The 26,447-nt window shown below is 39.2% G+C and carries 22 protein-coding genes and 1 CRISPR repeat array; of the genes, 12 read left to right on the top strand and 10 right to left on the bottom strand.

Going from position 1 to position 26,447, the window contains the following annotated elements; translation table 11 throughout:
* Positions 1–55 precede the first annotated feature (55 nt).
* Positions 56–703: a glycerol-3-phosphate 1-O-acyltransferase PlsY gene (gene plsY / locus ACLCDL_RS01800; protein ID WP_423146297.1), complete on the top strand. Its 648-nt coding sequence runs from the start codon at positions 56–58 to the stop codon at positions 701–703.
* A 34-nt stretch (positions 704–737) separates the two neighbouring features.
* Positions 738–1,526: a M48 family metallopeptidase gene (locus ACLCDL_RS01795; RefSeq protein WP_423146296.1), complete on the top strand. Its 789-nt coding sequence runs from the start codon at positions 738–740 to the stop codon at positions 1,524–1,526.
* 153 nt (positions 1,527–1,679) lie between these two features.
* Here ACLCDL_RS01795 and ACLCDL_RS01790 read toward each other — a convergent pair whose 3' ends face one another.
* The 4 genes from ACLCDL_RS01790 to ACLCDL_RS01775 are packed head-to-tail and all read right to left on the bottom strand — an operon-like array spanning position 1,680 to position 7,045.
* Positions 1,680–2,957 carry an anthranilate synthase component I family protein gene (locus ACLCDL_RS01790; protein WP_423146295.1) on the bottom strand — a complete coding sequence of 426 codons (1,278 nt, stop codon included), beginning with the start codon at positions 2,955–2,957 and terminating at the stop codon, positions 1,680–1,682.
* 24 nt (positions 2,958–2,981) lie between these two features.
* Positions 2,982–4,256 (bottom strand): adenylosuccinate synthase, encoded by a 1,275-nt coding sequence (locus tag ACLCDL_RS01785; protein ID WP_423146294.1) that lies wholly within the window; start codon positions 4,254–4,256, stop codon positions 2,982–2,984.
* A 23-nt stretch (positions 4,257–4,279) separates the two neighbouring features.
* On the bottom strand, positions 4,280–4,753 hold the full coding sequence (locus ACLCDL_RS01780) for a Fur family transcriptional regulator (protein ID WP_423146293.1): 474 nt from the start codon (positions 4,751–4,753) through the stop codon (positions 4,280–4,282).
* A 57-nt stretch (positions 4,754–4,810) separates the two neighbouring features.
* Positions 4,811–7,045 carry a RelA/SpoT family protein gene (locus tag ACLCDL_RS01775; RefSeq protein ID WP_423146291.1) on the bottom strand — a complete coding sequence of 745 codons (2,235 nt, stop codon included), beginning with the start codon at positions 7,043–7,045 and terminating at the stop codon, positions 4,811–4,813.
* A gap of 119 nt (positions 7,046–7,164) precedes the next feature.
* On the opposite strand from ACLCDL_RS01775, the gene ACLCDL_RS01770 reads away from it, so the two are divergent.
* The gene (locus ACLCDL_RS01770; RefSeq protein WP_423146290.1) at positions 7,165–7,788 is read left to right on the top strand and encodes a DUF4294 domain-containing protein; all 624 of its coding nucleotides are present in this window, start codon (positions 7,165–7,167) and stop codon (positions 7,786–7,788) included.
* Positions 7,789–7,894: 106 nt separating this feature from the next.
* Entirely contained in the window at positions 7,895–8,617 is a 723-nt protein-coding gene (bshB1, locus tag ACLCDL_RS01765) for a bacillithiol biosynthesis deacetylase BshB1 (protein ID WP_423146289.1), read from the top strand.
* On the opposite strand, the gene lat is transcribed toward bshB1, so the two are convergent.
* The 3 genes from lat to ACLCDL_RS01750 are packed head-to-tail and all read right to left on the bottom strand — an operon-like array spanning position 8,618 to position 12,052.
* Positions 8,618–9,949, bottom strand: a complete 1,332-nt coding sequence (gene lat / locus ACLCDL_RS01760) for an L-lysine 6-transaminase (protein ID WP_423146288.1) — start codon at positions 9,947–9,949, stop codon at positions 8,618–8,620. It lies immediately after the preceding gene.
* A 57-nt stretch (positions 9,950–10,006) separates the two neighbouring features.
* Positions 10,007–10,912, bottom strand: a complete 906-nt coding sequence (locus ACLCDL_RS01755) for a 1-aminocyclopropane-1-carboxylate deaminase/D-cysteine desulfhydrase (RefSeq protein ID WP_423146287.1) — start codon at positions 10,910–10,912, stop codon at positions 10,007–10,009.
* Positions 10,913–10,969: 57 nt separating this feature from the next.
* A complete protein-coding gene (locus ACLCDL_RS01750) occupies positions 10,970–12,052 on the bottom strand; it encodes a DUF6588 family protein (protein ID WP_423146285.1) in 1,083 nt (360 codons plus the stop codon).
* 168 nt (positions 12,053–12,220) lie between these two features.
* Here ACLCDL_RS01750 and ACLCDL_RS01745 point away from each other — a divergent pair, with 168 nt between their 5' ends.
* From ACLCDL_RS01745 to pncA, 4 genes are read left to right on the top strand one after another with little or no spacing between them, the layout of a single operon-like run.
* Complete coding sequence (locus ACLCDL_RS01745; RefSeq protein ID WP_423146283.1) at positions 12,221–13,258, top strand: RluA family pseudouridine synthase; 1,038 nt, start codon at positions 12,221–12,223, stop codon at positions 13,256–13,258.
* A 30-nt stretch (positions 13,259–13,288) separates the two neighbouring features.
* Positions 13,289–14,134 carry an aminotransferase class IV gene (locus ACLCDL_RS01740; RefSeq protein WP_423146282.1) on the top strand — a complete coding sequence of 282 codons (846 nt, stop codon included), beginning with the start codon at positions 13,289–13,291 and terminating at the stop codon, positions 14,132–14,134.
* Positions 14,135–14,161: 27 nt separating this feature from the next.
* A complete protein-coding gene (locus tag ACLCDL_RS01735; protein ID WP_423146280.1) occupies positions 14,162–14,905 on the top strand; it encodes a hypothetical protein in 744 nt (247 codons plus the stop codon).
* Positions 14,871–15,482 carry a bifunctional nicotinamidase/pyrazinamidase gene (gene pncA, locus ACLCDL_RS01730; RefSeq protein WP_423146278.1) on the top strand — a complete coding sequence of 204 codons (612 nt, stop codon included), beginning with the start codon at positions 14,871–14,873 and terminating at the stop codon, positions 15,480–15,482. The genes ACLCDL_RS01735 and pncA overlap by 35 nt, the downstream gene beginning before the upstream one ends.
* A gap of 3 nt (positions 15,483–15,485) precedes the next feature.
* Here the strand turns inward: pncA and ACLCDL_RS01725 are convergent, their stop codons facing one another.
* Positions 15,486–16,409 carry a Nif3-like dinuclear metal center hexameric protein gene (locus tag ACLCDL_RS01725; RefSeq protein ID WP_423146277.1) on the bottom strand — a complete coding sequence of 308 codons (924 nt, stop codon included), beginning with the start codon at positions 16,407–16,409 and terminating at the stop codon, positions 15,486–15,488.
* A 123-nt stretch (positions 16,410–16,532) separates the two neighbouring features.
* Here ACLCDL_RS01725 and ACLCDL_RS01720 point away from each other — a divergent pair, with 123 nt between their 5' ends.
* The 4 genes from ACLCDL_RS01720 to ACLCDL_RS01705 all read left to right on the top strand — a co-directional run bounded on the left by ACLCDL_RS01720 (position 16,533) and on the right by ACLCDL_RS01705 (position 20,485).
* Complete coding sequence (locus ACLCDL_RS01720; RefSeq protein WP_423146275.1) at positions 16,533–17,630, top strand: sensor histidine kinase; 1,098 nt, start codon at positions 16,533–16,535, stop codon at positions 17,628–17,630.
* A 9-nt stretch (positions 17,631–17,639) separates the two neighbouring features.
* Complete coding sequence (locus tag ACLCDL_RS01715; RefSeq protein WP_423146274.1) at positions 17,640–18,416, top strand: LytR/AlgR family response regulator transcription factor; 777 nt, start codon at positions 17,640–17,642, stop codon at positions 18,414–18,416.
* Positions 18,417–18,525: 109 nt separating this feature from the next.
* Positions 18,526–19,917 carry an outer membrane protein assembly factor BamB family protein gene (locus tag ACLCDL_RS01710; RefSeq protein WP_423146273.1) on the top strand — a complete coding sequence of 464 codons (1,392 nt, stop codon included), beginning with the start codon at positions 18,526–18,528 and terminating at the stop codon, positions 19,915–19,917.
* Between the two features lie 106 nt (positions 19,918–20,023).
* Positions 20,024–20,485 carry a DinB family protein gene (locus ACLCDL_RS01705; protein ID WP_423146272.1) on the top strand — a complete coding sequence of 154 codons (462 nt, stop codon included), beginning with the start codon at positions 20,024–20,026 and terminating at the stop codon, positions 20,483–20,485.
* Between the two features lie 17 nt (positions 20,486–20,502).
* A CRISPR array of direct repeats spans positions 20,503–24,946; the repeat unit is 46 nt; unit sequence GTTGTGATTTGCTTTCAGATTTGTTCTTTGCGATATTAGCCACAAC.
* A 135-nt stretch (positions 24,947–25,081) separates the two neighbouring features.
* On the opposite strand, the gene cas2 is transcribed toward ACLCDL_RS01705, so the two are convergent.
* Positions 25,082–25,411: a CRISPR-associated endonuclease Cas2 gene (gene cas2, locus ACLCDL_RS01700; RefSeq protein ID WP_423146271.1), complete on the bottom strand. Its 330-nt coding sequence runs from the start codon at positions 25,409–25,411 to the stop codon at positions 25,082–25,084.
* Between the two features lie 3 nt (positions 25,412–25,414).
* Positions 25,415–26,446, bottom strand: coding sequence for a type II CRISPR-associated endonuclease Cas1 (cas1, locus tag ACLCDL_RS01695; RefSeq protein ID WP_423146270.1), 1,032 nt, complete (start codon positions 26,444–26,446; stop codon positions 25,415–25,417).
* Position 26,447: the final 1 nt, after the last annotated feature.

Below are 26,447 nucleotides of genomic sequence, written 5' to 3'. Positions count from 1 at the left end.
TTAAAGTAAAACTTTCAGTTAAATGAGGTTTTAGTTTTAGTATTATTGCAGGCGAATGATATCTATATACTCGATTTCAGCACTTTTGGCAGCGTATCTTTTCGGATCAATTCCTACCGCAGTTTGGATCGGCCAGGCGTTTTATGGTATAGATGTAAGAGAATATGGAAGCGGAAATGCCGGAGCTACCAATACATTCAGGGTATTAGGAAAAAAAGCAGGTATCAGCGTGATGCTTATTGATATTTTCAAAGGATGGACTGCTACCAATCTTGTATATTTAATAGGTCTTTCTGTTACAGGCCCTCAAAATTCCGTACAATTTGTTAACTATCAGCTTGCTTTAGGAATTACCGCGGTTATGGGCCATTTATTTCCTGTTTTTGCCGGTTTTAGAGGGGGGAAAGGTATAGCAACATTATTTGGAATGATATTGGCAGTACATTTCGAGGCAGCTATGCTGTGTGTGAGTGTTTTTTTAATAGTATTATTACTATCAAATTACGTTTCATTAAGCTCAATAGCTGCTGGATTTACGTTCCCTCTTAGTGTAATATTTGTATTCCATACCTCGCTGCGCTCATTGGTATTATATGGAATGTGCATCTGTGTACTGATCCTGGTTACACATCAAAAAAACATTGAGCGGATATTAAAAGGGAAAGAATCCAAGGTAAATCTCTTTAAGAGAAAAACCGCCTGACATTTTTAAATGTTAAAGCACAAAACAGAAATGTATGAAAGGACTTAAATTTAACTTAATTTTTTTATTCGTACTGCTGCTGGCTGCCTGTGCAACAGTTCCTTTAACCGGAAGGAAGCAGCTTAGCCTGGTAGACGAATCACAAATACAGCAAGAAGCAACCCAGGCTTACAAACAATTTCTAGGCGATCCCAAAACCAAGGTTATTAAAAACTCTGCTGATGCACAAAGAGTAAAATCTATTGGAAATAAGATCGCGTCTGCCATTGACAGATATATGAGAGAAAATGGCTATGGCGATCAGTATAACTACAACTGGGAATTTAATCTGGTAGAAAGTAAAGAAATCAATGCATGGTGTATGCCGGGAGGTAAAGTGGCAGTTTATACCGGAATTTTACCAGTTACAGCAACTGATGCAGGATTAGCAACAGTAATGGGGCACGAAATTGCGCATGCAATTGCCCACCATGCGTCAGAACGAGCATCTCAAATGACAGCAGCGCAGTTGGGTGGAGGCGTGGTAGGAGTGGCTTCAGGCGGGTCTGAAATAATTGGCCAGCTATATGGTTTGGGCGGCCAGTTAGCACTGCTCAAATATTCCCGCAATCAGGAAAGTGAAGCAGACCGTCTCGGTTTGATCTTTATGGCAATGGCAGGTTATAATCCTGCTAAGGCAATCGACTTCTGGCAAAGAATGGCAAGTGCTAAAGAAGGAAGTGGTGCTCCGCCAGAATTTTTAAGTACTCACCCGAGTGATGAAACCCGTATACGGAATCTTCAGAAACGCTTGCCTGAAGCTCAAAAATACTATAAACCTTAAAAAGTATTACTAAGCAAGGTAGAAGAACAACCTTTTTTTAATGAAGCCTTTTCAATTATTGAAAAGGCTTATTTGTTTACCACTGCTTTCAACTTATCCTGTTAAGAGTTTTCCTAGGCAGAACCTGGAATTAAAACTGAGTTTCGCCGAAATTTATCCACCCTGCAACACCTCCAGAATAGCTTTTGCTTTTAACAGGCACTCTTCATATTCTTTATCCGGAGCAGAATCAAAAGTAATAGCACTTCCGGTTTGGAAAGAAAGATATTTAGAAGAAGAATTGTACAAAAGCGTTCGGATAATCACATTGAAATCAAAATCGCCATCGGGAGAAAAATATCCTACAGCTCCTGAAAATATGCCTCTTTTTGTACGTTCATATTGCTCAATTAATTGCATAGAACGAATTTTCGGTGCGCCCGTCATGGATCCCATTGGAAAGGTATTTTTAATCAGTTGTGTAACTGGAAGAAGTGGATTTGCTTCACATACAACTGTAGAAATCATTTGGTGAACCTGTTTAAAGCTATATATGCCAAATAGTTCTTCTACTTTTACCGTATTGGGAATAGCAGACTTCGTAAGGTCGTTCCTGACGAGGTCAACAATCATTACATTTTCGGCCTGTTCTTTTAAGTTTTCTCTTAAACTTTTTTTTATTGCGATGTCTTCTGCTGCTTTATCACTTCTTTTTGCGGTTCCTTTTATTGGCTGCGAGATAAGCTTGGATTTCCTTTTTCTTAAAAACCGCTCAGGAGTAGCAGAAAGTATGTATTTATCTTTTAGCCTGAAAAAATTTGAAAAAGGGGTGGGAGATATCTGATTTAATTTTTTATACACTTCAACAGGATTAACAGACGAGTGATCAGAGTAAAATTCCTGGCAAAAATTAATTTCGTAAATATCTCCCACAGAGATATGATGTTTTAGCTGGTCTACTGCAGCGATATATTCCGATCTTTCAAACCGTTGCTTTACCTGTCCTGGATACCCGATATTGTTATCAGACGGAACGCATTTCAAGATGTTTTCATAAACTTCATCCGGATTTTCAGAACGTATTTGTATAGATTGAGATTTTATTAAAATCAGGTGTTCGGGAACAAAAAAGAAAAGATCAGGAAAATGGAGTTGGTCTGGATTTGAAGATTTCAGGTCTTCGGTTTCATTTTTAAGGTCATAGCTAAGAAAGCCCAAAGCCCAGCTTTTATGCGAATCCAAAAATGATTGTAATTCTGCAAAGGCATTTCCGGTAGCTGCTTTTAATTCGGATTTGCTTCCTGCAGCTATTAAAACATCAAAAGCGGAATACGGATCAGCAAAGCCATTTGAATCAAAAAAACAGGCTACCTCAAACGAAGCAGCCCATTCCAAAGCTTTATATTTAAACAGCTCTTTGTGTTGTAACTGATATGTATTTTCCTTCAGCATGCTAAAATAAGCGTAGCTGAAGTCTTAGTTTAGAATCAGCGTTTGTACTCTGTCTGGCCCTACAGATAAATATCGTACAGGAACCTGCAGCTCTGTTTCCAGGTATTCTAAATAAGCCTGTAATTTAGCAGGGATTTGCTCAGGCGATCGGATCTCTGTTAAATCCTCATTCCATCCTTCAAGTTCCTTTAATACCGGAACTGCAGGAACAGAGCAAATATCATACGGCATGTAATCAATTACCTCACCATTATACTGATAATGTGTGCAAACATTGATTTTAGAAAATCCGCTTAAAACATCAGCCTTTGTCATAACAAGTTCGGTTACGCCATTCAGCATAATTGCATATTTTAAGGCAGGAAGATCAATCCAACCACATCTTCTGGGACGGCCGGTAGTTGCCCCAAATTCATGTCCTACCTTACGAAGTTCTTCTCCAGTTTCATCGTGCAGTTCTGTTGGAAAAGGGCCGCCACCAACACGTGTACAATAAGCTTTAAAAATGCCTATCACTTTTCCAATCTTTTGTGGAGCAACACCCAATCCTGTGCAAGCACCCGCTGTGGTTGTATTTGAAGAAGTTACAAAAGGGTAAGATCCAAAATCAACATCCAGCATGGTACCCTGAGCACCTTCGGCAAGTACCGTTTTTCCTTCTTTAAGATATTTATTAACAAAATGTTCACTGTCAACCTGCGGAATGGTCCTTAAAAATTCTATAGCTTCAAAAAACGCCCTTTCCTTTTGAGAAAAGTCCGGAATTTCTCCATAGTGCGAAAGGATGGATTTATGCTTGTTTACCAGCTTTTCGTAGCGCTCAATAAAGTCCGGAAGCAGGATATCACCTACACGAAGTCCGTTCCTTCCGGTTTTATCCATGTAAGTCGGGCCTATTCCTTTTAAAGTTGATCCGATTTTGCCTTCTCCCATGCGGCTTTCTGATGCGGCATCCAAAAGCTGGTGTGTTGGAAGTATCAGGTGCGCTTTGCGGCCAATAACTAGCTTTTTAGCTTCAACAGGATCAAAACCACTTTTTTTAAGATTATCAAGTTCCCGTTTTAAAATTATCGGATCAATTACTACACCATTTCCAATCAGATTCATGGTTTTTTCATTGAAAATCCCGGAGGGAATTGTGTTCAGTACGTATTTCTGATTATCGAACTCAAGTGTATGCCCTGCATTTGGCCCGCCTTGAAAGCGTGCTATCAAATCATATTCAGGGCTCAGAACGTCCACAATTTTTCCTTTTCCTTCGTCGCCCCATTGAAGGCCTAATAAAACGTCAACTGCCATTATAAATTAAAGAGAGATTTAAATTAATTATTAGAGTAAGATTCACAGAAACCTGCTTTCAGTTTAGTGCAATTGCCATACAGGTTAAGTGAGTGATGTTTGATGTCAAATTTAAGGAGGTCGCCCATCATACTTTGTATTTGCCCGACTCTCGGATCACAGAATTCTACTACTTTTCCGCAATCAAGGCATATGATGTGATCATGTTGTTTGTATCCGTACGATTTTTCAAACTGAGCCATGTTTTTACCAAACTGGTGCTTGGTAACAAGGTCACACGAAACTAAAAGCTCCAGCGTGTTGTAAACCGTTGCCCGGCTTACCCTGTATTTTTTATTCTTCATGTGTATGTACAGAGATTCTACATCGAAATGGTCATTCCGAGAATAGATTTCCTCCAGAATAGCAAAACGTTCCGGAGTTTTACGGAGATTTTTGTTTTCCAGGTAGGCCTCGAAAATTTTTTTAACCATGCTGATGGTTTCTTGTCCCGGCATATTCGTTTTTACTTGCGTTCAAATTTATCTAAAAAAAACAGAATCCTAAATTTTCTTTTAGGAGGCTTTCCCAATCCGCTCAGTATCAGAGTCAAACCGTGTAACCGAAGTTACGCCTTTTACCTGTTTCAACCTTCTTATCAGATTGTCAAGATGATGGGTGTCGTTTACATAAACCATGATGGAGCCTTCAAAAATTCCTTCATTACTGTCTACAGTAATAGAACGCATGTTTACCTTAAAATCGTTTGAAATAACGGTAGTTAATTTATTTATTAAGCCCATGTCGTCAATTCCGGTAATACGAAGTCCGGTTAAAAAGGCCAGTTCCTTTTGAGAAGTCCATTTTGCCTTCACAATCCGGTAACCATAGCTCGACATTAATTTAGCTGCATTCGGACAATTGGTACGATGAATTTTGATGCCGTCGTTAATGGTTATGAACCCGAAAACATCGTCGCCGGGAATAGGATTACAACAATTAGAAAGTTTGTAGTCAATCTTTTGCATGTCCTCGCCAATCAAAAGGGTATCGCTGTCCCTCGCTGCCTTTACTTTATTACGGATACCTTCTATCTGCGATTCTTCGATAATTTGTGGCGACCTGTTTTCTACTACCTTTTCAGAAGCCTGAAATTCTTTCAGATCTTTTAAATCCAGTTCTCCTTTGGCTACATTATAGAAAAGATCAAGCGTTGAACCCAGTTTAAAGAAGTTCGTAAGCTTGGTGATATTTTCGGTATTGTACGTTATTTTTAATGATTTTAATTTACGTTCGAGTATTTCTTTACCCTCTTCGGCAACACGGCGTTTTTCTTCTTTAAGGGCTGATTTAATCCGCGATTTGGCTTTTGCTGTTACTACAAAACTCAGCCAGTCTTCTTTGGGGCTTTGCTTGCCTGAAGTTATAATTTCAACCTGATCACCATTTTGCAGTTGGTAAGAAAGCGGAACCAGTTTATGATTTACCTTGGCACCGATACATTTTGCTCCGAGGTCGGAATGGATTTCAAAAGCAAAATCCAAAGCGGTAGCATTCATCGGAAGTTGTATCAATGCTCCTTTTGGCGTAAAAATAAAAATCTCATCCGAGAACAGGTTCATCTTGAAATCATCCAGAAAGTCCAGAGCATTGGATTCGGGATTGCTTAACAGTTCTCTTACTTTCTGTATCCACTGATCTAAGCCGCTGTCAGACGAAGATTCTTTGTATTTCCAGTGAGCAGCAAAACCTTTTTCTGCAATCTCATTCATGCGTTTGGTACGGATCTGAACTTCTACCCATTGTCCTTTTGGTCCCATTACCGTTGTGTGCAGCGATTCGTATCCGTTGGCTTTAGGAGAGGAGACCCAGTCACGTAAACGGTCAGGATTTGGCCTATAAAGGTCTGTAACAATTGAGTACGCTTTCCAGCAATCGGCTTTTTCATGTTCAAGATGACTGTCTAAAATAATACGAATAGCAAAAAGATCGTACACTTCTTCAAAGGGTACTCCTTTTTTCCGCATTTTATTCCATATGGAATGTATTGATTTTGGCCTTCCGTAAACCGAGGCATGCAAGCCCTGTTCATGCAGAATTTCCTTTATCGGTCCTATAAATTCTTTTACATAAAGTTCCCGTTCGGCTTTTTTCTCGTTCAGCTTTCGGGCAATAAATTTATAAGTCTCAGATTCCATGTATTTCATGGAAAGATCTTCTAGTTCTGATTTTAAGGCGTATAAACCAAGGCGATGAGCCAGTGGCGCATATAGATAAACTGTTTCTGATGATATCTTAAGCTGTTTATCACGTGGCATAAAGTCCATGGTCCGCATATTATGCAAACGGTCGGCGAGTTTTATAAGGATTACCCGTACGTCATCTGCTAGGGTAAGAAGCATTTTTCTGAAATTCTCCGCCTGAAGTGAGCTGTTGTAGTCAAAAACACCGGATATCTTTGTTAAACCGTCAATGATTTTGGCAACTTTTTTACCAAACTCTCTTTCAATATCATCCAGTGTAATGGCAGTATCTTCTACCACATCATGCAATAAGGCGCAAACAATAGAAGTTGTGCCTAATCCAATTTCTTCAGCGGCAATCTGTGCAACAGCAATAGGATGATAAATATAAGGTTCACCTGATTTTCGCCTCATATCCTTGTGGCTTTCTAATGACATATTGAAAGCCTGGCGTATCAGCCGTTTATCTCCTTTTTGCAAAGTAGGTTTACAAGCCCTTAATAAAGCACGGTATCGTTTTAAAATTTCTTTTTTTTCAGCTTCCAGATCGATCACAATCTCATTCATATCTCAATTATAAAGCTTCTGTAATTAAAAACGAATTTGATAACCTTCGGGGTTACATTTTCGTATATTCTGATATTAATAAATAAATTATTTCAGTGTATTTTTGCACTACTAAATTTATGAAAATTTTGAGGTTTGCGGCCGTTTTGTGTTTGTTTTTTGTAAATCTTACATTCTGTGCAGCGCAGGAAAAATACGATCCATATGTTAAGGGCAAAAACGATACCATTCGTGTAGCTCTGACAAAAGTGGAAGAAGAGCTTATTCCATGGATGCCCTTACCTGAAATTGTAGTATTTGATTCACGGATTTACAGAAGTGCTGCCGACAGGGCAAAATTCTACCGTTTGCGCTACAATGTTTTAAAAGTAATGCCTTACGCTTTGTTTGCACGCGATCGTTACAATAAACTGCAACAGGACCTCGCTATTACTAAAAACCGGAGAGAGCAGCGGAAACTGGTTAAAGCCTGTGAAAAAGAAATAAAAGATATGTTTAACCGGGAAATTAAAAATATGACAATAACCCAGGGCGAAATATTGATTAAGCTGATTGACAGGGAGACAGGAAATAGCAGTTATGACATGCTTAAAGAACTAAAGGGAGGCTTTTCAGCTTTCTTTTACCAGTCTATAGCAAGGGTTTTTGGGCATAATCTTAAAGAACAGTATGATGCCCAGCAGGAAAGGGATATAGAAACAATTATTCAATCGTCTGCTTACAGGTATAACAGGTATAATTGATAATTTCTTTAACTGCAAAATATGAAATAGATTTAAGGGTTTAGTGATGCTTTAATTGTTAAATTTGACCCACAAATTTGCTGAATCATTAAACAAATTCTTCTGAATGAAATTAGATATCCTCGTATTTGCCGTTCACCCGGATGACGCTGAACTTGGCTGTTCCGGAACCATTATAAAACATATTAAACAAGGAAAAAAGGTTGGAATTGTTGACCTGACACGCGGAGAGCTGGGAACAAGAGGGACTGCAGAAACACGTGACAAAGAAGCTGCCGATTCTGCAACTATTCTTGGATTAACAATACGTGAAAATTTGGCAATGCGGGATGGCTTTTTCAAAAATGATGAAGAGCATCAGCTACGGGTTATTGAAAAGATCCGGCAGTATCAGCCGGAGATTATTTTATGTAATGCGTTGCACGATCGTCACCCAGATCATGGCAGGTCCGGAGATCTGGTAAACGATTCAGTTTTCCTTTCGGGACTTATTAAGATCAGAACCGAATATGCGAGTGTAGTACAGGAAGCATGGCGCCCCCGCTTACTGCTGCAATTTATACAGGATGCTTATATAAAACCGGATATTTTAATAGATGTAAGCGAGTTCTGGGAGCAAAAAGTTGCCAGTATTCAGGCATTTAAAAGCCAGTTCTATAATCCGGATTATACGGAGGAAGAGAATGAAACGTATATTTCAACCCCCGAGTTTTTAAAAGTAGTAGAAGCCCGGGCAAGAGAGTTTGGAAAATATATCAATGCTCCGTATGCCGAAGGATTTACGTGCCGCCGATTGCTGGGTGTAGATAACCTGTTTCAGTTGCAATAGTTAAAGAGTACGAAGTATCTTTTCCATTGCATTTATTCCTTCATCGATATGTTCTTTCCGGATTGTTAATGCCGGCCTGAAGCGAATGGTGGATTCACCGCAACCCAGAAACATTACTCTGTTTTCAAAACCTTTTTGAATGAAAGCGTTCCGGCGTTTTTTGTCAGGAAAATCAAAAGCGGTAAGTAAGCCTTTACCTCTCACATTCTGTACCACTTCGTATTTCTGAGCAATTTGGTGAAGGTGTTGTTGTAAATATTCTCCCACTTCAGCGGCATTTTCAATCAGATTATCTTCCTGAATTATTTCCAGGATTTTAGTTGCCCTTACCATATCAACCAGGTTACCGCCCCAGGTAGAATTTATTCGTGAAGGGACAGAAAAAACATTTGTCTCTATTTCATCTACTTTATTCCCTACAAGTATCCCGCATACCTGCATTTTTTTACCGAATGTTATCATATCAGGTTGCGCTTTGTCACCAAAATGTTCATGGCACCAGAATTTGCCGCTTATACCCACCCCGGTTTGTACTTCATCGTAAATTAGAAAACACTCATTCTCATCGGCAATAACACGCAGCTGTTCAAAAAATTCTTTTCGTATATGATGATCGCCCCCTTCTGCCTGTACAGGTTCAATAATAATTGCGCATATCTCATCCTTATTCTTCTGGAAAGCTTTTTTTACAAGATCTAATGACAATTCTTCTTTTATACGAAGTTCCGGCAGATTCTGTTCAGTAAGGGGAAAGCGGGCTATGGGTGGAGGAATGCGAGGCCAGTCGAATTTCGCATACCATTTTGTTTTTTCGGGCGAAGTATTGGTAAGGCTCATGGTATAGCCTGTTCGTCCATGAAATGCATGCTCAAAATGCAGAACTTTTGTTCCCGTTTCCTGGTCATATCCTTTTTGAAAATTCTTCTGAACTTTCCAGTCCATAGCTGTTTTTAAAGCATTCTCAATAGCAAGGCCTCCCCCGGCAATAAAGAACGCGTGCTGCAAGTAGCCCGGCATACCAAATTTCGAAAAGGTATCTACAAACTGGGCGTACTGCTGGGTATATATATCAGAATTTGAAGGATTAGTTAAAGCTGCCAGCATCAGATTTTTTTTAAATGATTCGTCAGCAAGCATTTTAGGATGATTATATCCTAAAGGTACAGAAGCAAAACAGGTAAAAAAATCCAGTAGCCGGCGATTGTACTTGGAATCGTAAATATAAACGCCTTCACTTTTTTCCATATCAAAAGTAAGGTCATATCCATCTGCAAGTAAATGTTTATTGAGAGCAGGTTGCACCTGAGCGGGTGGAATAGATAAATTGTACATAATCCTCCTGTTTTTCCAAATTTAAGAAAAAGCGGGGGTTGAACGAATTATATCAGCTTATGCGGTTGGGAGGATTTCTTTAAACTTTTCTTTCATGCCTAACAAGCCGAATAATCCCCCTGTATGAATAGCTGCAATTTTTGCGCCTTGTTTAAAATGATCCTTTTCAATAAGGTCGAACAAGGCGTACATCATTTTGCCGGTATAAACAGGATCAAGCAGGATTCCTGATCTGGAAGAGAAATTATGGATAAATTTTAAAAGCTCCGGTTTAGTTTTAGCATAACCTCCAAAATGATAAGTAGTATGAAGAGAAAAAGGATAATCGCCGATTAATAGCTTATTAATCTCCACCCTTAGAAACTCTCCATTTTTCAATACCGGAACGCCGTGGAAATGGCAGGAAGGAATTCTGGAAGACAATCCCTTAATTATTCCTGCGGCAGTAGCACCGGTTCCGCAGGCACAAAAAACATGACCGAAATCTCTATCAAGTTCATCTGCAAGTTCAGAACAACCTCTCACAGCTTCTTCCGAATATCCTCCTTCATCAATAAAAAAGGCAGAAGTATCAGCGCTGAATCTTTCATTATATAAGGTGCGTTTGTCTCGGTAGTGTTCCCTGTCAACAAATTGTAACTCCATTCCGAAAAGCTTACATAGCAGAAGCACTTCGTTCTCTACAGCTTCTCCGCGTACAATTCCGACAGCTTTAAATCCAAACTTTGCGGCGGCACAAGCTGTAGCCAGTAAATGATTTGACCATGCTCCGCCAAAGGTTACCAGCTTATTTTTACCTTCTTTTTCTGCTTTCAAAAGCAGGTATTTCAGCTTACGCCATTTATTTCCTGAGATAAAGGGATGAATAAGATCATCTCTTTTTAAGAAAACACGGACACCTTTATCAATGAAAAGAGGGTGGGAGATTTGTTCTGTCGGGCTATAAAACTTCAGATCTATCATCTTAAGATAAATAAAAAAGCTCCTTTTACGGAGCTCTACTGTATCTTACTATTCAGTTTATTTGCCAAATCCTAAACCAATACCTGCATTTACTGAACTGTATTCGCCCAAGCTATAAGCTGCGAAAAGACGGAAAACTGCCAGGTTTAGCTGGAAACCGACATTGCCGCGTAAGCCGCTTATATCCGTTTTGTTGGTTTTTACAGGATCTGTGTAAGTAGTATAAGTTGGCACGGTCAGGAGAAAGTCGGTTATAACAGGATAATTGCCTTTTAATGCCACATCGGTTTTAGAAGTATTGTAGCCAACACTAACAAAAGGGATAAAGGCAAGCAGTTTTTTAGATAAAATAACTTCTGCATTAACGCCCGAAAGCTTTGCCTTTAGTTGCTGATTCGAGAAATCTGTATTCTGCTGCAGGTCTTTAGGTTGTGCATTTCCAACGGGTCTTGCATCCAGATCCAGCTTATAATTAAACTGTGTATACCCTAATGCTACTGCCAGATCAAAAGGCAAAACTTTGCTTGCTGTTTTTCCGGCAATCAAAGGCAGAATTTCTAATTTAATTCCTCCTCCAATCATATTTATAGCACCTCCGTTATCAGGAAGTTTTACTTCCGGTATACCCCGAAGCGTGAGATCAATGCCTTTTGGTAAACCGATTGTTCCCTGGATTTGGGCAGTGGGAACTATGGGTAGATTTGCGCCTGCAGGAAGATTGAAAGATTCTAATGTATTTCCGTCACTATCTTTTACATTCATTAACGGACCCGCAACTTTGCTTCCTGAAACAGTAGGAGACAAGGGGTTTTCTCCATTTGCCAATTGAATTGAATTAGATAAGCCCAGGGTAGTCACATCAAAAGTTTTATCCTTTGAAGGAACTAACGATCCTGTTAAGGCAACCCTTAATTCAAAGCGGCCGGCATTTTTTGCTTTGGCGGTATAGTTCCAGCCAGAGTTTAACCCAAAACCGAAACCTTTAAAAAAGGGATTAAGATAAGCTTCTGCCATTTTAGTGGCATCCGCCGGGCTCGATTTAATTAAATCGGAAACATTTGTTTGAGAAAATGCAGCGCTCCATGATACAACGCCTGTTAAAATAAGCATTGTCTGAACAATCTTTTGTATTCTTTTCATGGAGTAAAAATACTATTCTTTGAAGTAAATCTGTTTGATGAGGAAAGGAAAAAAATTGAGAAATACAGCCGCCTTTTTAGTAAAGTTTTTCATCATAGAGTAGAATAGATTGCAATTTTAACAATAATCTTCTGTTAATGTTTACCCGAATAATGATATTTGTGCCGAATGTCAGAAGAAACAGAAATTTCAGAAGCTGAAGAACAAGACCTGTACGAACATTTACGCGTGGTTGTTGATAAAGGGCAAAGTTTGTTGCGTATTGACAAGTTTTTGATGCATCGCATTGAAAATGCATCCCGTAACCGTATTCAAAACGCGATAGACTCGGGGAATGTGCTGGTTAATGAGAAAACAATAAAGGCAAGTTACAAGGTAAAACCCAACGATGTTATCTCCATTGTATTGCCGCATCCGCCTCGGGATACCGAAGTGTATCCGGAAAATATTGCTTTGGAAATTGTTTTTGAAGACGATGATCTGTTGATTGTAAATAAACCTGCCGGAATGGTAGTACATCCCGGATATAATAATTATACCGGAACTTTGGTAAACGGCCTGGTTTATCACTTTCAGCAACTGCCGCAATTACCCGGTAATGACGGACGGCCGGGCCTGGTACACCGGATAGATAAAGATACTTCGGGACTTCTGGTAATAAGTAAAAATGAGAGGTCAATGGCTTTTTTGGCCAAGCAATTTTTTGAGCATAGCATTGAGCGGAAATACCAGGCGCTTGTTTGGGGAGATCTGGAAGATGATGGCACCGTAACCGGATATATTGGCAGAAGCTTAAAAGACAGAAAAGTAATGGCTATATATGATGATGAAACTAAAGGAAAATGGGCTGTTACACATTACAAGGTTTTAGAACGTTTTAATTATGTTACCCTGATAGAATGCCAGCTTGAAACGGGTCGAACGCACCAGATACGGGCACATATGAAGCATATCGGGCATCCTTTATTTAATGACTCCACGTACGGAGGAGATAAGATACTTAAGGGAACCACTTTTTCTAAATATCGCCAGTTTATTGAAAACTGTTTTGAAATTATTCCCCGGCAGGCATTACATGCAAAGTCACTCGGATTTATTCATCCAGGCACAAAAAAATATATTCATTTTGAATCTGCACTTCCTCAGGACTTTACCGAAGTTTTAGAAAAATGGCGTAAATATGTTATCACAAATTCTTCTGTTTAACGTTAAGCACATCATAAAATAATTGCATACATGCCCAGACAGCTCATTAATTATAACGGGGAGATTTTTCCTGCGGATCATCCGGTGTTACCCGTAAATAACAGGGCATTTCGCTATGGCGACGGGTTATTTGAATCGATGCGTGTAATTAACGGAGAGCTTAAATTTGCCGACCGTCATGCAGAGCGGCTTCAGCTTGGTATGAAAACCTTAAAACTGGAAGGTTATTCAAAAATTGATGCTTTTTTTTTAAGAGAAAAGGTAGGGGATCTGTTAAAAAGAACTCAAATTGGGCAGAATGCACGGGTAAGATTGACGGTTTTCAGAGAGGGCGACGGCTTATACACGCCAGTAAATAATAAGTTCGGCTATGCTTTGGAGGTAAGTAAAATAGATGAAGTTATTTACACCAGTAATCAGAAAGGGCTTATTTTGGATGTATACGATGAAGTTACTAAACCGGTAAATGCTCTTTCAAATCTTAAAACGTGTAACTCCCTGGTATATGTGCTTGCAGGAATATTTCGCGTTCAAAATAATCTGGACGAAGTTTTTATATTAAATCACCATGGTTTTTTGTGTGAAACAATGAGCTCAAATGTATTTGTGCTTTACGATAAAAGCCTTTACACTCCCGCGTTAACAGAAGGCTGTGTGGCTGGAGTTATGCGTTCGGTAGTAATGCAGTTAGCTCAGAAAAGTAAGATTCCGGTAATAGAAGCGCAGATAAATCCCGATATTTTAAATGAGGCAGAAGAGGTTTTTATTACCAATTCCATTAAAGGAATACAATGGGTAATGGGATATAATAACAAGCGCTATTTCAATGAAGTAACACGTTTTTTGCTTGGAAAGCTGAACAATTCTCCGAAATAAGCTGTTTCTTTAGCAAAAAGCTTACGCGTGATATCCCATACTTTTTTAATAAAAATATTGCCACCCGATGGTGGAATGATCTATACAGAAACCAATTTAAAACATCTTTTTCCTGAACCTTTAAACGCAATTACGTCTGCTCTCTTTCTTTTCCTGGCACTGTACTGGCTATATAAACTGAGAGGATTTTCTGTAAAACATACTTTTTTAAGCATTGCTACCTGGGTGTTACTGGTAGGAGGGATAGGAGGCATTCTTTACCATGGGCTGCGTAAATACAGTTTTTTTATTTCGCTGGATTGGCTGCCAATCCTGATACTTTGCTTTTTAACCAGCGGCTGGTTCTGGAATAAAATTTTAGGCGGCCCGGTAGCAAGTGTCCTGGTGTTTGCATCCTTTTTCTCGGTTGAATTCTTCACTAATTATTATTACAGTCATGCCAATTCTCATTTTGCCAACAATATGAATTATAGTTTCATGGCCCTGATGGTTTTGGTTCCGGTAATTGTGTATCTTTACCGCACCAACTTTCTGCATGGTAAATGGGTTATATTCGCCTTGCTTTCATTTAGTTTTGCTTTATTTTTCCGGATTTCAGACAAATGGGGAATACTGCAGGTTGGTACACATTTTCTCTGGCATACCTTCGGGGCAGTTGCAACCGCCTGCATGTTCAGATTTATACACAGTCTTAATTCAGAAGTAAAGCTTCGGATTATTTCTCAAAACAAACCCCATGAAAGCTTTATTGCTAATAGATATTCAAAATGATTTTCTTCCCGGTGGTTCTTTGGCTGTTCACGGAGGAGATGAGATAATTCCTGTATGTAATAAATTGCAGGAGCATTTTGACCTCGTAGTTGCAAGTCAGGACTGGCATCCTTGCGGCCATCAAAGTTTTGCCTCCAGTCATCCCGGAAGCCATCCTTTTGATATAATCGAGTTAAATAATTTCTCCCAGGTATTATGGCCCGACCATTGTATTCAGGGAACGGACGGTGCCGCGATAAGTAGGGATCTTTCTACAAATAGGGTAGAAGCCATTTTCAGGAAGGGAACGAACCCGGAAATTGACAGTTACAGCGCGTTCTACGATAATAATTATTTAAGGTCGACCGGCCTTGCCGACTACTTCCGGGGAAAAGGAGTACGCCATGTATATATAGCCGGGTTAGCTGCTGATTACTGTGTTTATTATTCTGCAAAGGACTCTATAGGTGAAGGATTTGATACCCTGATAATAGAAGATGCTACCCGCCCTATAAATGCCGAAGCTTTTACAACAGCAAAGGAAGATATAAAGCGGAGAGGCGGCAAAATTATACAAAGCAGCAGTCTTCTTAAATAAATTTTAATCCCAGCTGAAAGGGTTTTTAGCTGGGATATGCATGATTTTTATATCCGGTATCTTCGGTTGCAGCCATCTTACAAGCTCTTTCATTCCTTCTTCCTCGCTCACTGCATGTCCCAATACTATTAATGAAAGATCTTTTCCTGCCAATCTTGCATCCCGTACAAATTCACTTGTTTCCCACTCCTGAACTTCACCGCAAACTAAAACATCCGGTTTTGTTTTCTGGATAAGGCTTATTTGAGATCGTCCTCCTGCCGAGCCTAAAGAAAATGCGATACGGCTGCAGGCCTGTGAGCGGTCGCCTATTACTCTTACATGAGGAATAGACAATTTCGCTTTAATGCGGTCGATTATCTGAGTCAATGGAGCAGGAGATAACGTAATAACATTCGGATGATTAGGGTCATACAGTTTTTCCCACGCCATGCTTTGTAAAAAGCCGTTTAGTATGCCATCCGGGTTATTAGCGTGCCAGTAATCGTGAAACCTCCAAACAGCAATATTATGTTTCTTAAGCAATTCATTTTTATATTCAAATACTTCATTCTGCTCAAGCCATGCAGTTTCATCTAAATGATTGTAAAAGGTAGGTTCGTGTGCAATGATAAAATTTGCACCTGCTTTGATCGTTTTTTCAATTACCTCAATAGTGGCAAAGGTGGTTGTTACTATTCCGCTTACCACCTGGTTTGGATTGCCTGTTTTTAAAGTATCCACCGTTTGTTTAAACGGCGCTCCGGGGATTTCTTTCAGGATACGATCAATTATCTCCTTAACGGTATAATCCTTTCTATTCCTGAACAGCTGTTCTGCGACAGAAAGGCCCGGCAGCATAAGCAAAGAAGAAGTTCCAACGAAGGTGCTGAAGTTAAGCAGGAACTGTCTTCTTCCATTAGTTTCTTTTATAGTTTTAGCCTTCATAATTTTAATGCTGCTTTTTATATATAAAGTAAACTTTCTGAAGGCGATTAAACAAACAATTTCTTTAAAATAAAGATACTTCTGGTGTTTAATTTTTAATTTGTATCCTGATTGAATTTATAAATGCAATTTCCTGTAAAGAAAATTTCTGCGGTACAAGCGTTTAAAATACTTGGAATATGGACTTTGGCTGCCTTCAGTATTTCTGTTCAAATGTATCTTAATCAAAAGCTCAGAAACCCGGATGCAAACTGGCTCCATCTTTTCATCAGGCAATTGCCTTCCTGGTATTTATGCGCCTTACTTACTCCGGTGATCATGTACATTTATGAGAAGTTTCCTTTAGATACGGCGGAATGGAAGAAAAACCTGAGAATTCAGGTACTGGCTGCCCTTTGCATTTTATCGTTATTTTCTCATTTGCGGCTTTTTGCAATGACTTTTATTATGGATACCAGCATCAGCCGGTTTTCTGCAAAAGAATATTTAAATTCATATCTCTCGCAAGTAGCCTGGGACCTTGCTATTTATATCTTTATCGTCGTTGTTGTTTTTGCCGACAGTGTAAATCTCAAAAGCAAAGAGAATGCGCTGCACACTGCAAAAGTTGAATTAAAGAATACAGAATTAAGAAATCAGCTTCAGGCAGCACAGCTGGAAGCATTGAAATTACAACTGAGTCCGCATTTTCTTTTCAATACTCTAAATACAATAAATTCTTTAATACGAACTTCTGAACATGATAAAGCGATTAAGATTACTTCCCGGCTGGGCGATTTTTTACGCTCCACATTGTATTCAGATACAGAATTAATAGTTGCCTTAAAAAAAGAACTTGAGTTTATTGACCTGTATCTTGCCATAGAAGCTATTCGTTTTGAAGGCCGGCTCAAAATAATTAAGAATATCAGTAACGAATGCCTTAACAAACCGGTGCCCCATTTTATTTTACAGCCACTTGTTGAAAATGCCATAAAACACGGTATTGCAAAACAGAGCAATGCCTCGCAACTGATAATTGAGGCAGTAGTGCAGGAAAATTACTTAACTCTAAGCGTTTTTAATGAGGGGAACTTATTTATAGATTCGGGCAGCAATGGTGGTATCGGATTAATGAATGTAACTTCACGATTGAATGAAATTTACGGGAGTGGGAGTTGTTTTTCCATCAATCATGAGAACGGGGGAGTAAAAGCTGTATTAAAAATTCCTTTAACTTAATGTACGACTGTGTTTACCAATAAAAAAATTTCAATAGTGATTGCGGATGACGAGCCGGCTGCACGAACTTCCATTGAAACCTTGCTTTCGGGAAAAGAAGACATAGATGTTTTGGCAAGCTGTTGCGATGGAAACGAAACTGCCGCTGCAATTATACAGTTGAAACCTGACCTTGTATTTCTGGATATTCAAATGCCTGAACTAAACGGGTTTGAGGTATTGGAAACAGTTAGCAAGGAATATTGCCCGGCTTTTATTTTTGTAACAGCCTTTGATCAATACGCTTTAAAAGCTTTTGAAAAATCAGCGGTAGATTATTTATTGAAGCCCTACGATGACGAACGTTTTTATGCAAGCCTCGATAAGGCAAGGGTGCAGATCCGTAGCAGCACGAATCAGTTAAAAATACAGCAGGCAGAAGCCTTGCTTGCGTTGTTGCAGCCATCGGTAAAGGCAGCTTATAAAAAGAGGCTTTTGGCTAAAAATAACGGTAAGATCAGTTTTGTGCCTGTAGATACAATTTCCTTTATTGAAAGCGAAGGGAATTTTGTAAGGCTTTATACAGGTTCGGAAAGCAGAACAGCAAATTATACTTTTAAACAGCTTTCAGATCTTTTAGATCCGGAAAAATTTGCTCGTATCCATAAATCACATATTGTAAATATAGACCATATCGAAATAATTGAACCTTACCTGCATGGAGATTCTTATATTCTGCTCAAAGACGGAACTAAGCTAAAATTAAGCCGCAACTACAAATCATCCCTCGAAAAAATATTAGAGTAATTTCTTCTTATAGCAATAAAAATGCTTCTTGTCCCGTCTAATGCGCCTCTTGTCAGTTTTTACTTGCAGTGCGGAACCTTGTTCTGTTACTTTAAGAAAAAATGAACAGATGAAAGTTAAATTCATGCTTCTGCTGCTAAGCATTTTCAGTACTTCTGCGGCTTTTTCACAAAATTATTCAGTGCAATGGGCAATGTTTCATGGATGTGAGACGCATTGCGGCATATATCCGTCTAAAAATTACCAGGGCTTTAACGGCTTAAGCTGGAAATTTAAAACGGCTGGTAAAATTTTTTCTTCTCCTGCTGTGTTTGAAGGTGTTGTCTATGTTGGAAGTGAGGATAAGAATTTATATGCTATTGATGTAGAAAACGGTAACCTTTTGTGGAGGTTTAAAACCGGAGGTGCTGTTCACTCTTCTCCTGCTGTGTTTAAAAATACCGTGTATTTTGGAAGTTACGACGGGTATTACTATGCCCTGGATACCAAAACAGGAAAAGAGAAATGGAAATTTAAAACCGGAGGCGAGAAGAAAGTTGGCGGAAAAGCTTATTGGACAATGAAACCTGCCGATATGTATATGGAGGATTTGTATGATTATTTCCTTTCATCCCCGGTAATTAATAAAGACGATAAACATCTCACAGTTTATTTCGGCAGCAGCGACGGTAATATGTATGCTCTCGATGCAGAAAGCGGAGAATTAAAATGGAAATTTAAGACCAACGGAATTGTCCGCTCAAGTCCCGCTTTAGCTGATAATACGCTTTATTTCGGCAGTTGGGATACTTATATGTATGCGTTGGATGCATATACAGGCAAAGAGAAATGGAAGTTTAAGACTGGTGATGACCCGCAATATCATTTAATGGAAGGTATAGAATCTTCTCCTGCTTACGATGATGGTGCTATTTATTTTGGATCAAGAGACGGCTATTTTTACGCTTTAGATGCCGGTAGCGGAAAGCTTGTCTGGAAATATTCAGCAAACGGATCCTGGGTAGTAAATACGGCTGCTGTTAAAGATAGGATCGTTTATTTCGGCACTTCTGATTCTTTTCTTTTTTTAGCACTCGACGCTAAAACCGGTAAGGAAAAATACCACTTTAAAGCCAATGGCTATTTATATTCATCGCCTGCAATTGCAGGTAATGCCCTTTATTTTGGTGATTATACAGGCAAGCTTTATGCATTAAACCTGAATAGCGGCGAAAGACAGGATGAGTTTGCTACAGCGGGAAGAAAGAAATATGCCTCGGAAATCCTAAATAAAGAAGGAAATATTGATTTCAGTTTTGTTGCAGGTACCAGAGATGCTTCTTTATACCAGACGAGTGTTGAAGTAATGAATGAACTTTATCAGCTGGGGCCTATTGTTTCCTCTCCGGCAATTGTTGCCGGAACTGCGTTTTTTGGCAGTGCCGACGGGTATTTGTATGCATTAAATTTAAAGGAGAGCCCTGCACCTGCCGTCAACACCGCTTCTGAGCATCACCATTAACTTACCCTTGCTAACCATTTTTAGGGATAAATATGTCATATTTATCCCCTTTTTATTTTTTAGGATTTATTAAAGGTTCAAAAATTTATCTTCGCAAGAAAAACTTATGGATAACTACTTCAACATACTAACTCAAACAAGGAAAAACTTTCTGAATGTTTTGTCGGGCCTTTCAATTGAAGAGGTAAACCGGATTCCGGCTAATTTTAATAACAATCTTATCTGGCATTTGGGCCATATCATTGGAAGTCAGCAGGCTTTATGCTATCAACTTTCGGGTAATACGGCAAAGGTAGATATGGAAGTTTTTACAAAGTACAGGAAAGGAACAAAGCCCGAAAGTTTTATCCACCAAAGTGAATATACCTCACTTCAGGAACTTGCTGTAAGTACTTTGCAGGATCTTGAAAAAGATTATGCCGATAAAATCTTTTCATCTTATACAAGCTATCCTACCAGCTATGGAGTGGAATTAAATAGTATTGAGGATGCAATCCGCTTTGTAGCAGTACATGAGGGCCTGCATTTGGGATATATTATGGCCTTAAAACGGGCGTTGAATAGTTAATGAACGTTTTTGCAGAAGTTGTGATTTGCTTTCAGATTTGTTCTTTGCGATATTAGCCACAACTTTGCCTTTAGCTTTGAGTTCCGAGCCGTAGTTGTGATTTGCTTTCAGATTTGTTCTTTGCGATATTAGCCACAACCCGGCGTTAATGTCATTGGCCCTTTATCGTGTTGTGATTTGCTTTCAGATTTGTTCTTTGCGATATTAGCCACAACGATCTTTAGAAAAGTAGCCTGCTATCTGTAGTTGTGATTTGCTTTCAGATTTGTTCTTTGCGATATTAGCCACAACACAACAACACCACGTCACGACACCCCAAATGTTGTGATTTGCTTTCAGATTTGTTCTTTGCGATATTAGCCACAACGATCTGACAGGGATATGCTCATCGGCATAAGTTGTGATTTGCTTTCAGATTTGTTCTTTGCGATATTAGCCACAACCCCGCTTTTTGCAGACATCAGTGGCAAACAAGTTGTGATTTGCTTTCAGATTTGTTCTTTGCGATATTAGCCACAACCTTTTTTGATTTTATTCGTACCTCATAAAAGTTGTGATTTGCTTTCAGATTTGTTCTTTGCGATATTAGCCACAACTTGGTATTTAAACAGGGAGATTCAATCGCTGTTGTGATTTGCTTTCAGATTTGTTCTTTGCGATATTAGCCACAACGAACCAACAGTCTTTAACGCAACAACGGTAGTTGTGATTTGCTTTCAGATTTGTTCTTTGCGATATTAGCCACAACACATTTTTTAATTTGCTATATTCAAATATAGTTGTGATTTGCTTTCAGATTTGTTCTTTGCGATATTAGCCACAACGAAAAAAAGAAATAGAAATGTTCACAGGTGTTGTGATTTGCTTTCAGATTTGTTCTTTGCGATATTAGCCACAACTAACCTCAAGATATGAAATTAGAGCTATCAGTTGTGATTTGCTTTCAGATTTGTTCTTTGCGATATTAGCCACAACCCCAGTTTTCAAACCTATCGGCAACAGATCGTTGTGATTTGCTTTCAGATTTGTTCTTTGCGATATTAGCCACAACCTAATGGACTTCTACCAAATGTCACGTTTTGTTGTGATTTGCTTTCAGATTTGTTCTTTGCGATATTAGCCACAACCCGGGAAATATAGCCTGAAAAGAACACCCTGTTGTGATTTGCTTTCAGATTTGTTCTTTGCGATATTAGCCACAACTTGATTTGGTAGAAGCAAACAAGAAAGTGGTTGTGATTTGCTTTCAGATTTGTTCTTTGCGATATTAGCCACAACCATGTCTTAGTTCCTCCTTAGTATGTTTCTGTTGTGATTTGCTTTCAGATTTGTTCTTTGCGATATTAGCCACAACTAGGCTTACCTTTGTCAGCGCCTGATTATAGTTGTGATTTGCTTTCAGATTTGTTCTTTGCGATATTAGCCACAACGCTGACTTAACGCTCATATCTTCCACACCTGTTGTGATTTGCTTTCAGATTTGTTCTTTGCGATATTAGCCACAACGATTGCGCCATCCATTCTGGTTAACAGGCTGTTGTGATTTGCTTTCAGATTTGTTCTTTGCGATATTAGCCACAACAGCCTGTTTATTTACCTGAGGGAGGGAGTTGTTGTGATTTGCTTTCAGATTTGTTCTTTGCGATATTAGCCACAACGACAAACAGTGATTGCCGGAAGTCAACCACGTTGTGATTTGCTTTCAGATTTGTTCTTTGCGATATTAGCCACAACACAAACAGTGATTGCCGGAAGTCAACCACAGTTGTGATTTGCTTTCAGATTTGTTCTTTGCGATATTAGCCACAACTACAAGGGAAGACGCAGAAAGAGTAATGATGTTGTGATTTGCTTTCAGATTTGTTCTTTGCGATATTAGCCACAACATCAAGGAACTACAATTACAATAGCTTCCTGTTGTGATTTGCTTTCAGATTTGTTCTTTGCGATATTAGCCACAACCCGGACGCAGAAATCATAAACGCCGCTATGTTGTGATTTGCTTTCAGATTTGTTCTTTGCGATATTAGCCACAACAACCAAATTACAAAACCTAAAAGTCCGACTGTTGTGATTTGCTTTCAGATTTGTTCTTTGCGATATTAGCCACAACGGATTTAAAAAGGCCATCTTTCCAGCTGCCGTTGTGATTTGCTTTCAGATTTGTTCTTTGCGATATTAGCCACAACGTTAAGGATCTTTAACCGAGATCCTTAACCGTTGTGATTTGCTTTCAGATTTGTTCTTTGCGATATTAGCCACAACCATCTTCGTGCAATTCTTTGCAGGCTTCGGTTGTGATTTGCTTTCAGATTTGTTCTTTGCGATATTAGCCACAACGCCCCATAAGCTTACATTTAATGTTTTAGTGTTGTGATTTGCTTTCAGATTTGTTCTTTGCGATATTAGCCACAACGGCAACATTTAAGTCTGAACTCGACAAACTGTTGTGATTTGCTTTCAGATTTGTTCTTTGCGATATTAGCCACAACATTTTCTAACGTGCTTACTTTTTGAGTGTCGTTGTGATTTGCTTTCAGATTTGTTCTTTGCGATATTAGCCACAACGAATCAGCCGTTTCAATTATTACGGAAGCGTTGTGATTTGCTTTCAGATTTGTTCTTTGCGATATTAGCCACAACATAATTTCAAAGGAAATCTCAATGTAAACGTTGTGATTTGCTTTCAGATTTGTTCTTTGCGATATTAGCCACAACTGTGTGTCTAAAATTTTATCGCCGGGTTTTGTTGTGATTTGCTTTCAGATTTGTTCTTTGCGATATTAGCCACAACTTAAATTCACATAAGAGCTTTCTTCTTCTTGTTGTGATTTGCTTTCAGATTTGTTCTTTGCGATATTAGCCACAACCGCATCCGTTTTCAGGATGATAAAACCCGTGTTGTGATTTGCTTTCAGATTTGTTCTTTGCGATATTAGCCACAACGAAAGAGGTCTACAGTGCCATGTCCGAAGGTTGTGATTTGCTTTCAGATTTGTTCTTTGCGATATTAGCCACAACACAAATACTAAAAAGGTAGGCGCTGAACTTGTTGTGATTTGCTTTCAGATTTGTTCTTTGCGATATTAGCCACAACTTATTCTCTTTGGGAAAAGTGGAAGTTGTAGTTGTGATTTGCTTTCAGATTTGTTCTTTGCGATATTAGCCACAACAATTGTAGTAACAACCCATTTTGGCGCTCGTTGTGATTTGCTTTCAGATTTGTTCTTTGCGATATTAGCCACAACTCCCGCGATTCTCTTATACAGATGATTATAGTTGTGATTTGCTTTCAGATTTGTTCTTTGCGATATTAGCCACAACGGATGGAAGCCACAAAACCTCGCTGCTGTAGTTGTGATTTGCTTTCAGATTTGTTCTTTGCGATATTAGCCACAACTCTTCCATTTATGAAACACTATCTCAACTGTTGTGATTTGCTTTCAGATTTGTTCTTTGCGATATTAGCCACAACTTTCAGTATTTGCACGTCACCCACCATTTTGTTGTGATTTGCTTTCAGATTTGTTCTTTGCGATATTAGCCACAACTTTCAGTATTTGCACGTCACCCACCATTTTGTTGTGATTTGCTTTCAGATTTGTTCTTTGCGATATTAGCCACAACTCCGAATCACAGGCCTGGAGAACCCAATGGTTGTGATTTGCTTTCAGATTTGTTCTTTGCGATATTAGCCACAACAATAAGCGTGATGTGGTTGAGGCATGGTTAGTTGTGATTTGCTTTCAGATTTGTTCTTTGCGATATTAGCCACAACTTAGTTGAAAATGGACTATTTTTGGGCATAGTTGTGATTTGCTTTCAGATTTGTTCTTTGCGATATTAGCCACAACAGTTTTGGAATCAGGAGAAATCCAAGTTTGGTTGTGATTTGCTTTCAGATTTGTTCTTTGCGATATTAGCCACAACATTGTAATTTACCGTTACTGGATAGGGGGGTTGTGATTTGCTTTCAGATTTGTTCTTTGCGATATTAGCCACAACAAGCTGTTGAAGGTGCTGCCATGTCTTTAAGTTGTGATTTGCTTTCAGATTTGTTCTTTGCGATATTAGCCACAACCACGGTAAATTGCAGGTTATGGGTGCTGTTGTTGTGATTTGCTTTCAGATTTGTTCTTTGCGATATTAGCCACAACACAGCGTAAAGAATTACAGGATCTATAACGGTTGTGATTTGCTTTCAGATTTGTTCTTTGCGATATTAGCCACAACAGAGGATGCTTTTTTGGTTTACGAGGCATAGTTGTGATTTGCTTTCAGATTTGTTCTTTGCGATATTAGCCACAACTTTATCCCATTTGTCCCGGCGGTAGAATCAGTTGTGATTTGCTTTCAGATTTGTTCTTTGCGATATTAGCCACAACTGATCTATAAAGAAGCTCCGGTAAAAGTTCGTTGTGATTTGCTTTCAGATTTGTTCTTTGCGATATTAGCCACAACATACCTTGGCTTATCGAACTGAAAAAGAACTCGTTAAAGACAAAATTAGAATTAAAAAAATCCGGTTGCGTAAAATGGCTTCCGGATTTTTAATTCTTAAAATTTCTTTCTGATACGTTCCAAATCGAACTTCTTTTAAAACAATTCAAGTTGTTGAGGTGTGGAAGGTAATTCTTTTTCCTCTTTCCCGTAAAATAATTCCATCATGCCAAACTGCTTATCTGTGATGGTCATTATCCCCACATGTCCTTTAGGTGGCAGCATCTTTTTTACCCGTTTAATATGTACATCCGCATTTTCCCGGCTGCTGCAATGGCGCAGGTAAATGGAAAACTGGAACATAGCAAATCCGTCTTTCATAATATCTTTCCTGAATTTCGAATAGATCTGCCGGTCTTTTTTAGTTTCAGTAGGAAGGTCGAAAAATACTAAGATCCACAAAATACGGTATTCATTTAAACGCATGATTTAAAAGGGAAGTTCGGATTCATCTTCCACGTTCTTCTCATAAGAATCCGCACCATCGGCAGCCATACTTATCGCTTCATCTGTATGCTGCACGTTATAATTCCTGCGAAGCTCCAGTTGCTTGATAATTGGATAGTTTATTCTTCGGGCAGTACCTTCATAACATTTGGCCAGGGAAGCTGTAGTTGTCTGCATGCCGACCATTAGGGGACTCCGGTTCTTCTCAAATTTCACGTCTACACTGGCAATGCTCAGGAGTTGTGATTTGATGGAGGTGCCCAGTTCCAGGAAGTTTTCTCCCCGGTCAATAATACCTAAAACAATCTGGTCAACATAAGGGCGGTACGGTTCCATAATATCATCAGCAAGGCAGTAGGCATTATATTTATTGCGATGGTGTATTCCCAAAGTTGGAAGAAGCCCTGAACATACTAACCCCCGGGCTGTAATGGCCCTCAAGATTGCGTAACCATAATTCAGCAGATTGTTGGGCGGGTCACCTTCCCGCCCGCGGAAAAACTCAATCTTTTTTGGAAAGACATTTTTCCAGTAATAAGCAGCAGCCCGGCCTTCGTAATTATCGGGGTCACCGGAACGGACCGACTTTGCCCAGTACAGCATATTATCGTATGGAATGCCGCGTTCAGCCAGTACTGCTGCCTGGTTCAGTATTTTAGCCTGCACAGTCTGCTGCCATAACTGCTTTTTCAGTGGGAGGGAAGCATCAATCTGATAACGGAAGCGCTCGCTCTGCGTATCATGCCCATCCAGGGGGAGCATCATCCCGGTAGGATGGTGGCTGTCGTCGCAGGTAATTAGAACCGCATTATTCTGAAGCAGGGCAGCGATACAGGAATGGGTAATCGTTATCTGCTTATGGTCAAGCAGGATAATTCCGACATCTTCTATCGGAACACTTTTCTTTGATTCTTTTTCGCCTAAGACTTTTAGATGCGGCAGGTCTATGGATAATTGGTTGTCTTTTAGGTTTAAATAGGCCGGGTTGCTAAAATGAAGAGTGCGTTTAATCATT

It is taken from the genome of Rubrilithobacter danxiaensis, from assembly GCF_047272945.1.
GTDB classification, from domain to species: Bacteria; Bacteroidota; Bacteroidia; order Sphingobacteriales; family Sphingobacteriaceae; genus Rubrolithibacter; species Rubrolithibacter danxiaensis.
Note: the sequence above shows the minus strand (reverse complement) of the source record. Positions and strands in the feature narration are given on the sequence as shown.

Excerpts from the sequence above, each read along its gene's own strand:
- ACLCDL_RS01755 (WP_423146287.1), bottom strand. The coding sequence starts at position 10,912 with ATGATAGATCTGAAGTTTTATAGCCCGACAGAACAAATCTCCCACCCT.
- ACLCDL_RS01785 (WP_423146294.1), bottom strand. The coding sequence starts at position 4,256 with ATGGCAGTTGACGTTTTATTAGGCCTTCAATGGGGCGACGAAGGAAAA.
- ACLCDL_RS01780 (WP_423146293.1), bottom strand. The coding sequence starts at position 4,753 with ATGCCGGGACAAGAAACCATCAGCATGGTTAAAAAAATTTTCGAGGCC.
- ACLCDL_RS01745 (WP_423146283.1), top strand. The coding sequence starts at position 12,221 with ATGTCAGAAGAAACAGAAATTTCAGAAGCTGAAGAACAAGACCTGTAC.
- bshB1 (WP_423146289.1), top strand. The coding sequence starts at position 7,895 with ATGAAATTAGATATCCTCGTATTTGCCGTTCACCCGGATGACGCTGAA.
- ACLCDL_RS01795 (WP_423146296.1), top strand. The coding sequence starts at position 738 with ATGAAAGGACTTAAATTTAACTTAATTTTTTTATTCGTACTGCTGCTG.
- lat (WP_423146288.1), bottom strand. The coding sequence starts at position 9,949 with ATGTACAATTTATCTATTCCACCCGCTCAGGTGCAACCTGCTCTCAAT.
- ACLCDL_RS01775 (WP_423146291.1), bottom strand. The coding sequence starts at position 7,045 with ATGAATGAGATTGTGATCGATCTGGAAGCTGAAAAAAAAGAAATTTTA.
- ACLCDL_RS01750 (WP_423146285.1), bottom strand. The coding sequence starts at position 12,052 with ATGAAAAGAATACAAAAGATTGTTCAGACAATGCTTATTTTAACAGGC.
- pncA (WP_423146278.1), top strand. The coding sequence starts at position 14,871 with ATGAAAGCTTTATTGCTAATAGATATTCAAAATGATTTTCTTCCCGGT.
- plsY (WP_423146297.1), top strand. The coding sequence starts at position 56 with ATGATATCTATATACTCGATTTCAGCACTTTTGGCAGCGTATCTTTTC.
- ACLCDL_RS01705 (WP_423146272.1), top strand. The coding sequence starts at position 20,024 with ATGGATAACTACTTCAACATACTAACTCAAACAAGGAAAAACTTTCTG.
- ACLCDL_RS01720 (WP_423146275.1), top strand. The coding sequence starts at position 16,533 with ATGCAATTTCCTGTAAAGAAAATTTCTGCGGTACAAGCGTTTAAAATA.
- ACLCDL_RS01725 (WP_423146277.1), bottom strand. The coding sequence starts at position 16,409 with ATGAAGGCTAAAACTATAAAAGAAACTAATGGAAGAAGACAGTTCCTG.
- ACLCDL_RS01770 (WP_423146290.1), top strand. The coding sequence starts at position 7,165 with ATGAAAATTTTGAGGTTTGCGGCCGTTTTGTGTTTGTTTTTTGTAAAT.
- ACLCDL_RS01710 (WP_423146273.1), top strand. The coding sequence starts at position 18,526 with ATGAAAGTTAAATTCATGCTTCTGCTGCTAAGCATTTTCAGTACTTCT.
- ACLCDL_RS01790 (WP_423146295.1), bottom strand. The coding sequence starts at position 2,957 with ATGCTGAAGGAAAATACATATCAGTTACAACACAAAGAGCTGTTTAAA.
- ACLCDL_RS01740 (WP_423146282.1), top strand. The coding sequence starts at position 13,289 with ATGCCCAGACAGCTCATTAATTATAACGGGGAGATTTTTCCTGCGGAT.
- cas2 (WP_423146271.1), bottom strand. The coding sequence starts at position 25,411 with ATGCGTTTAAATGAATACCGTATTTTGTGGATCTTAGTATTTTTCGAC.
- cas1 (WP_423146270.1), bottom strand. The coding sequence starts at position 26,446 with ATGATTAAACGCACTCTTCATTTTAGCAACCCGGCCTATTTAAACCTA.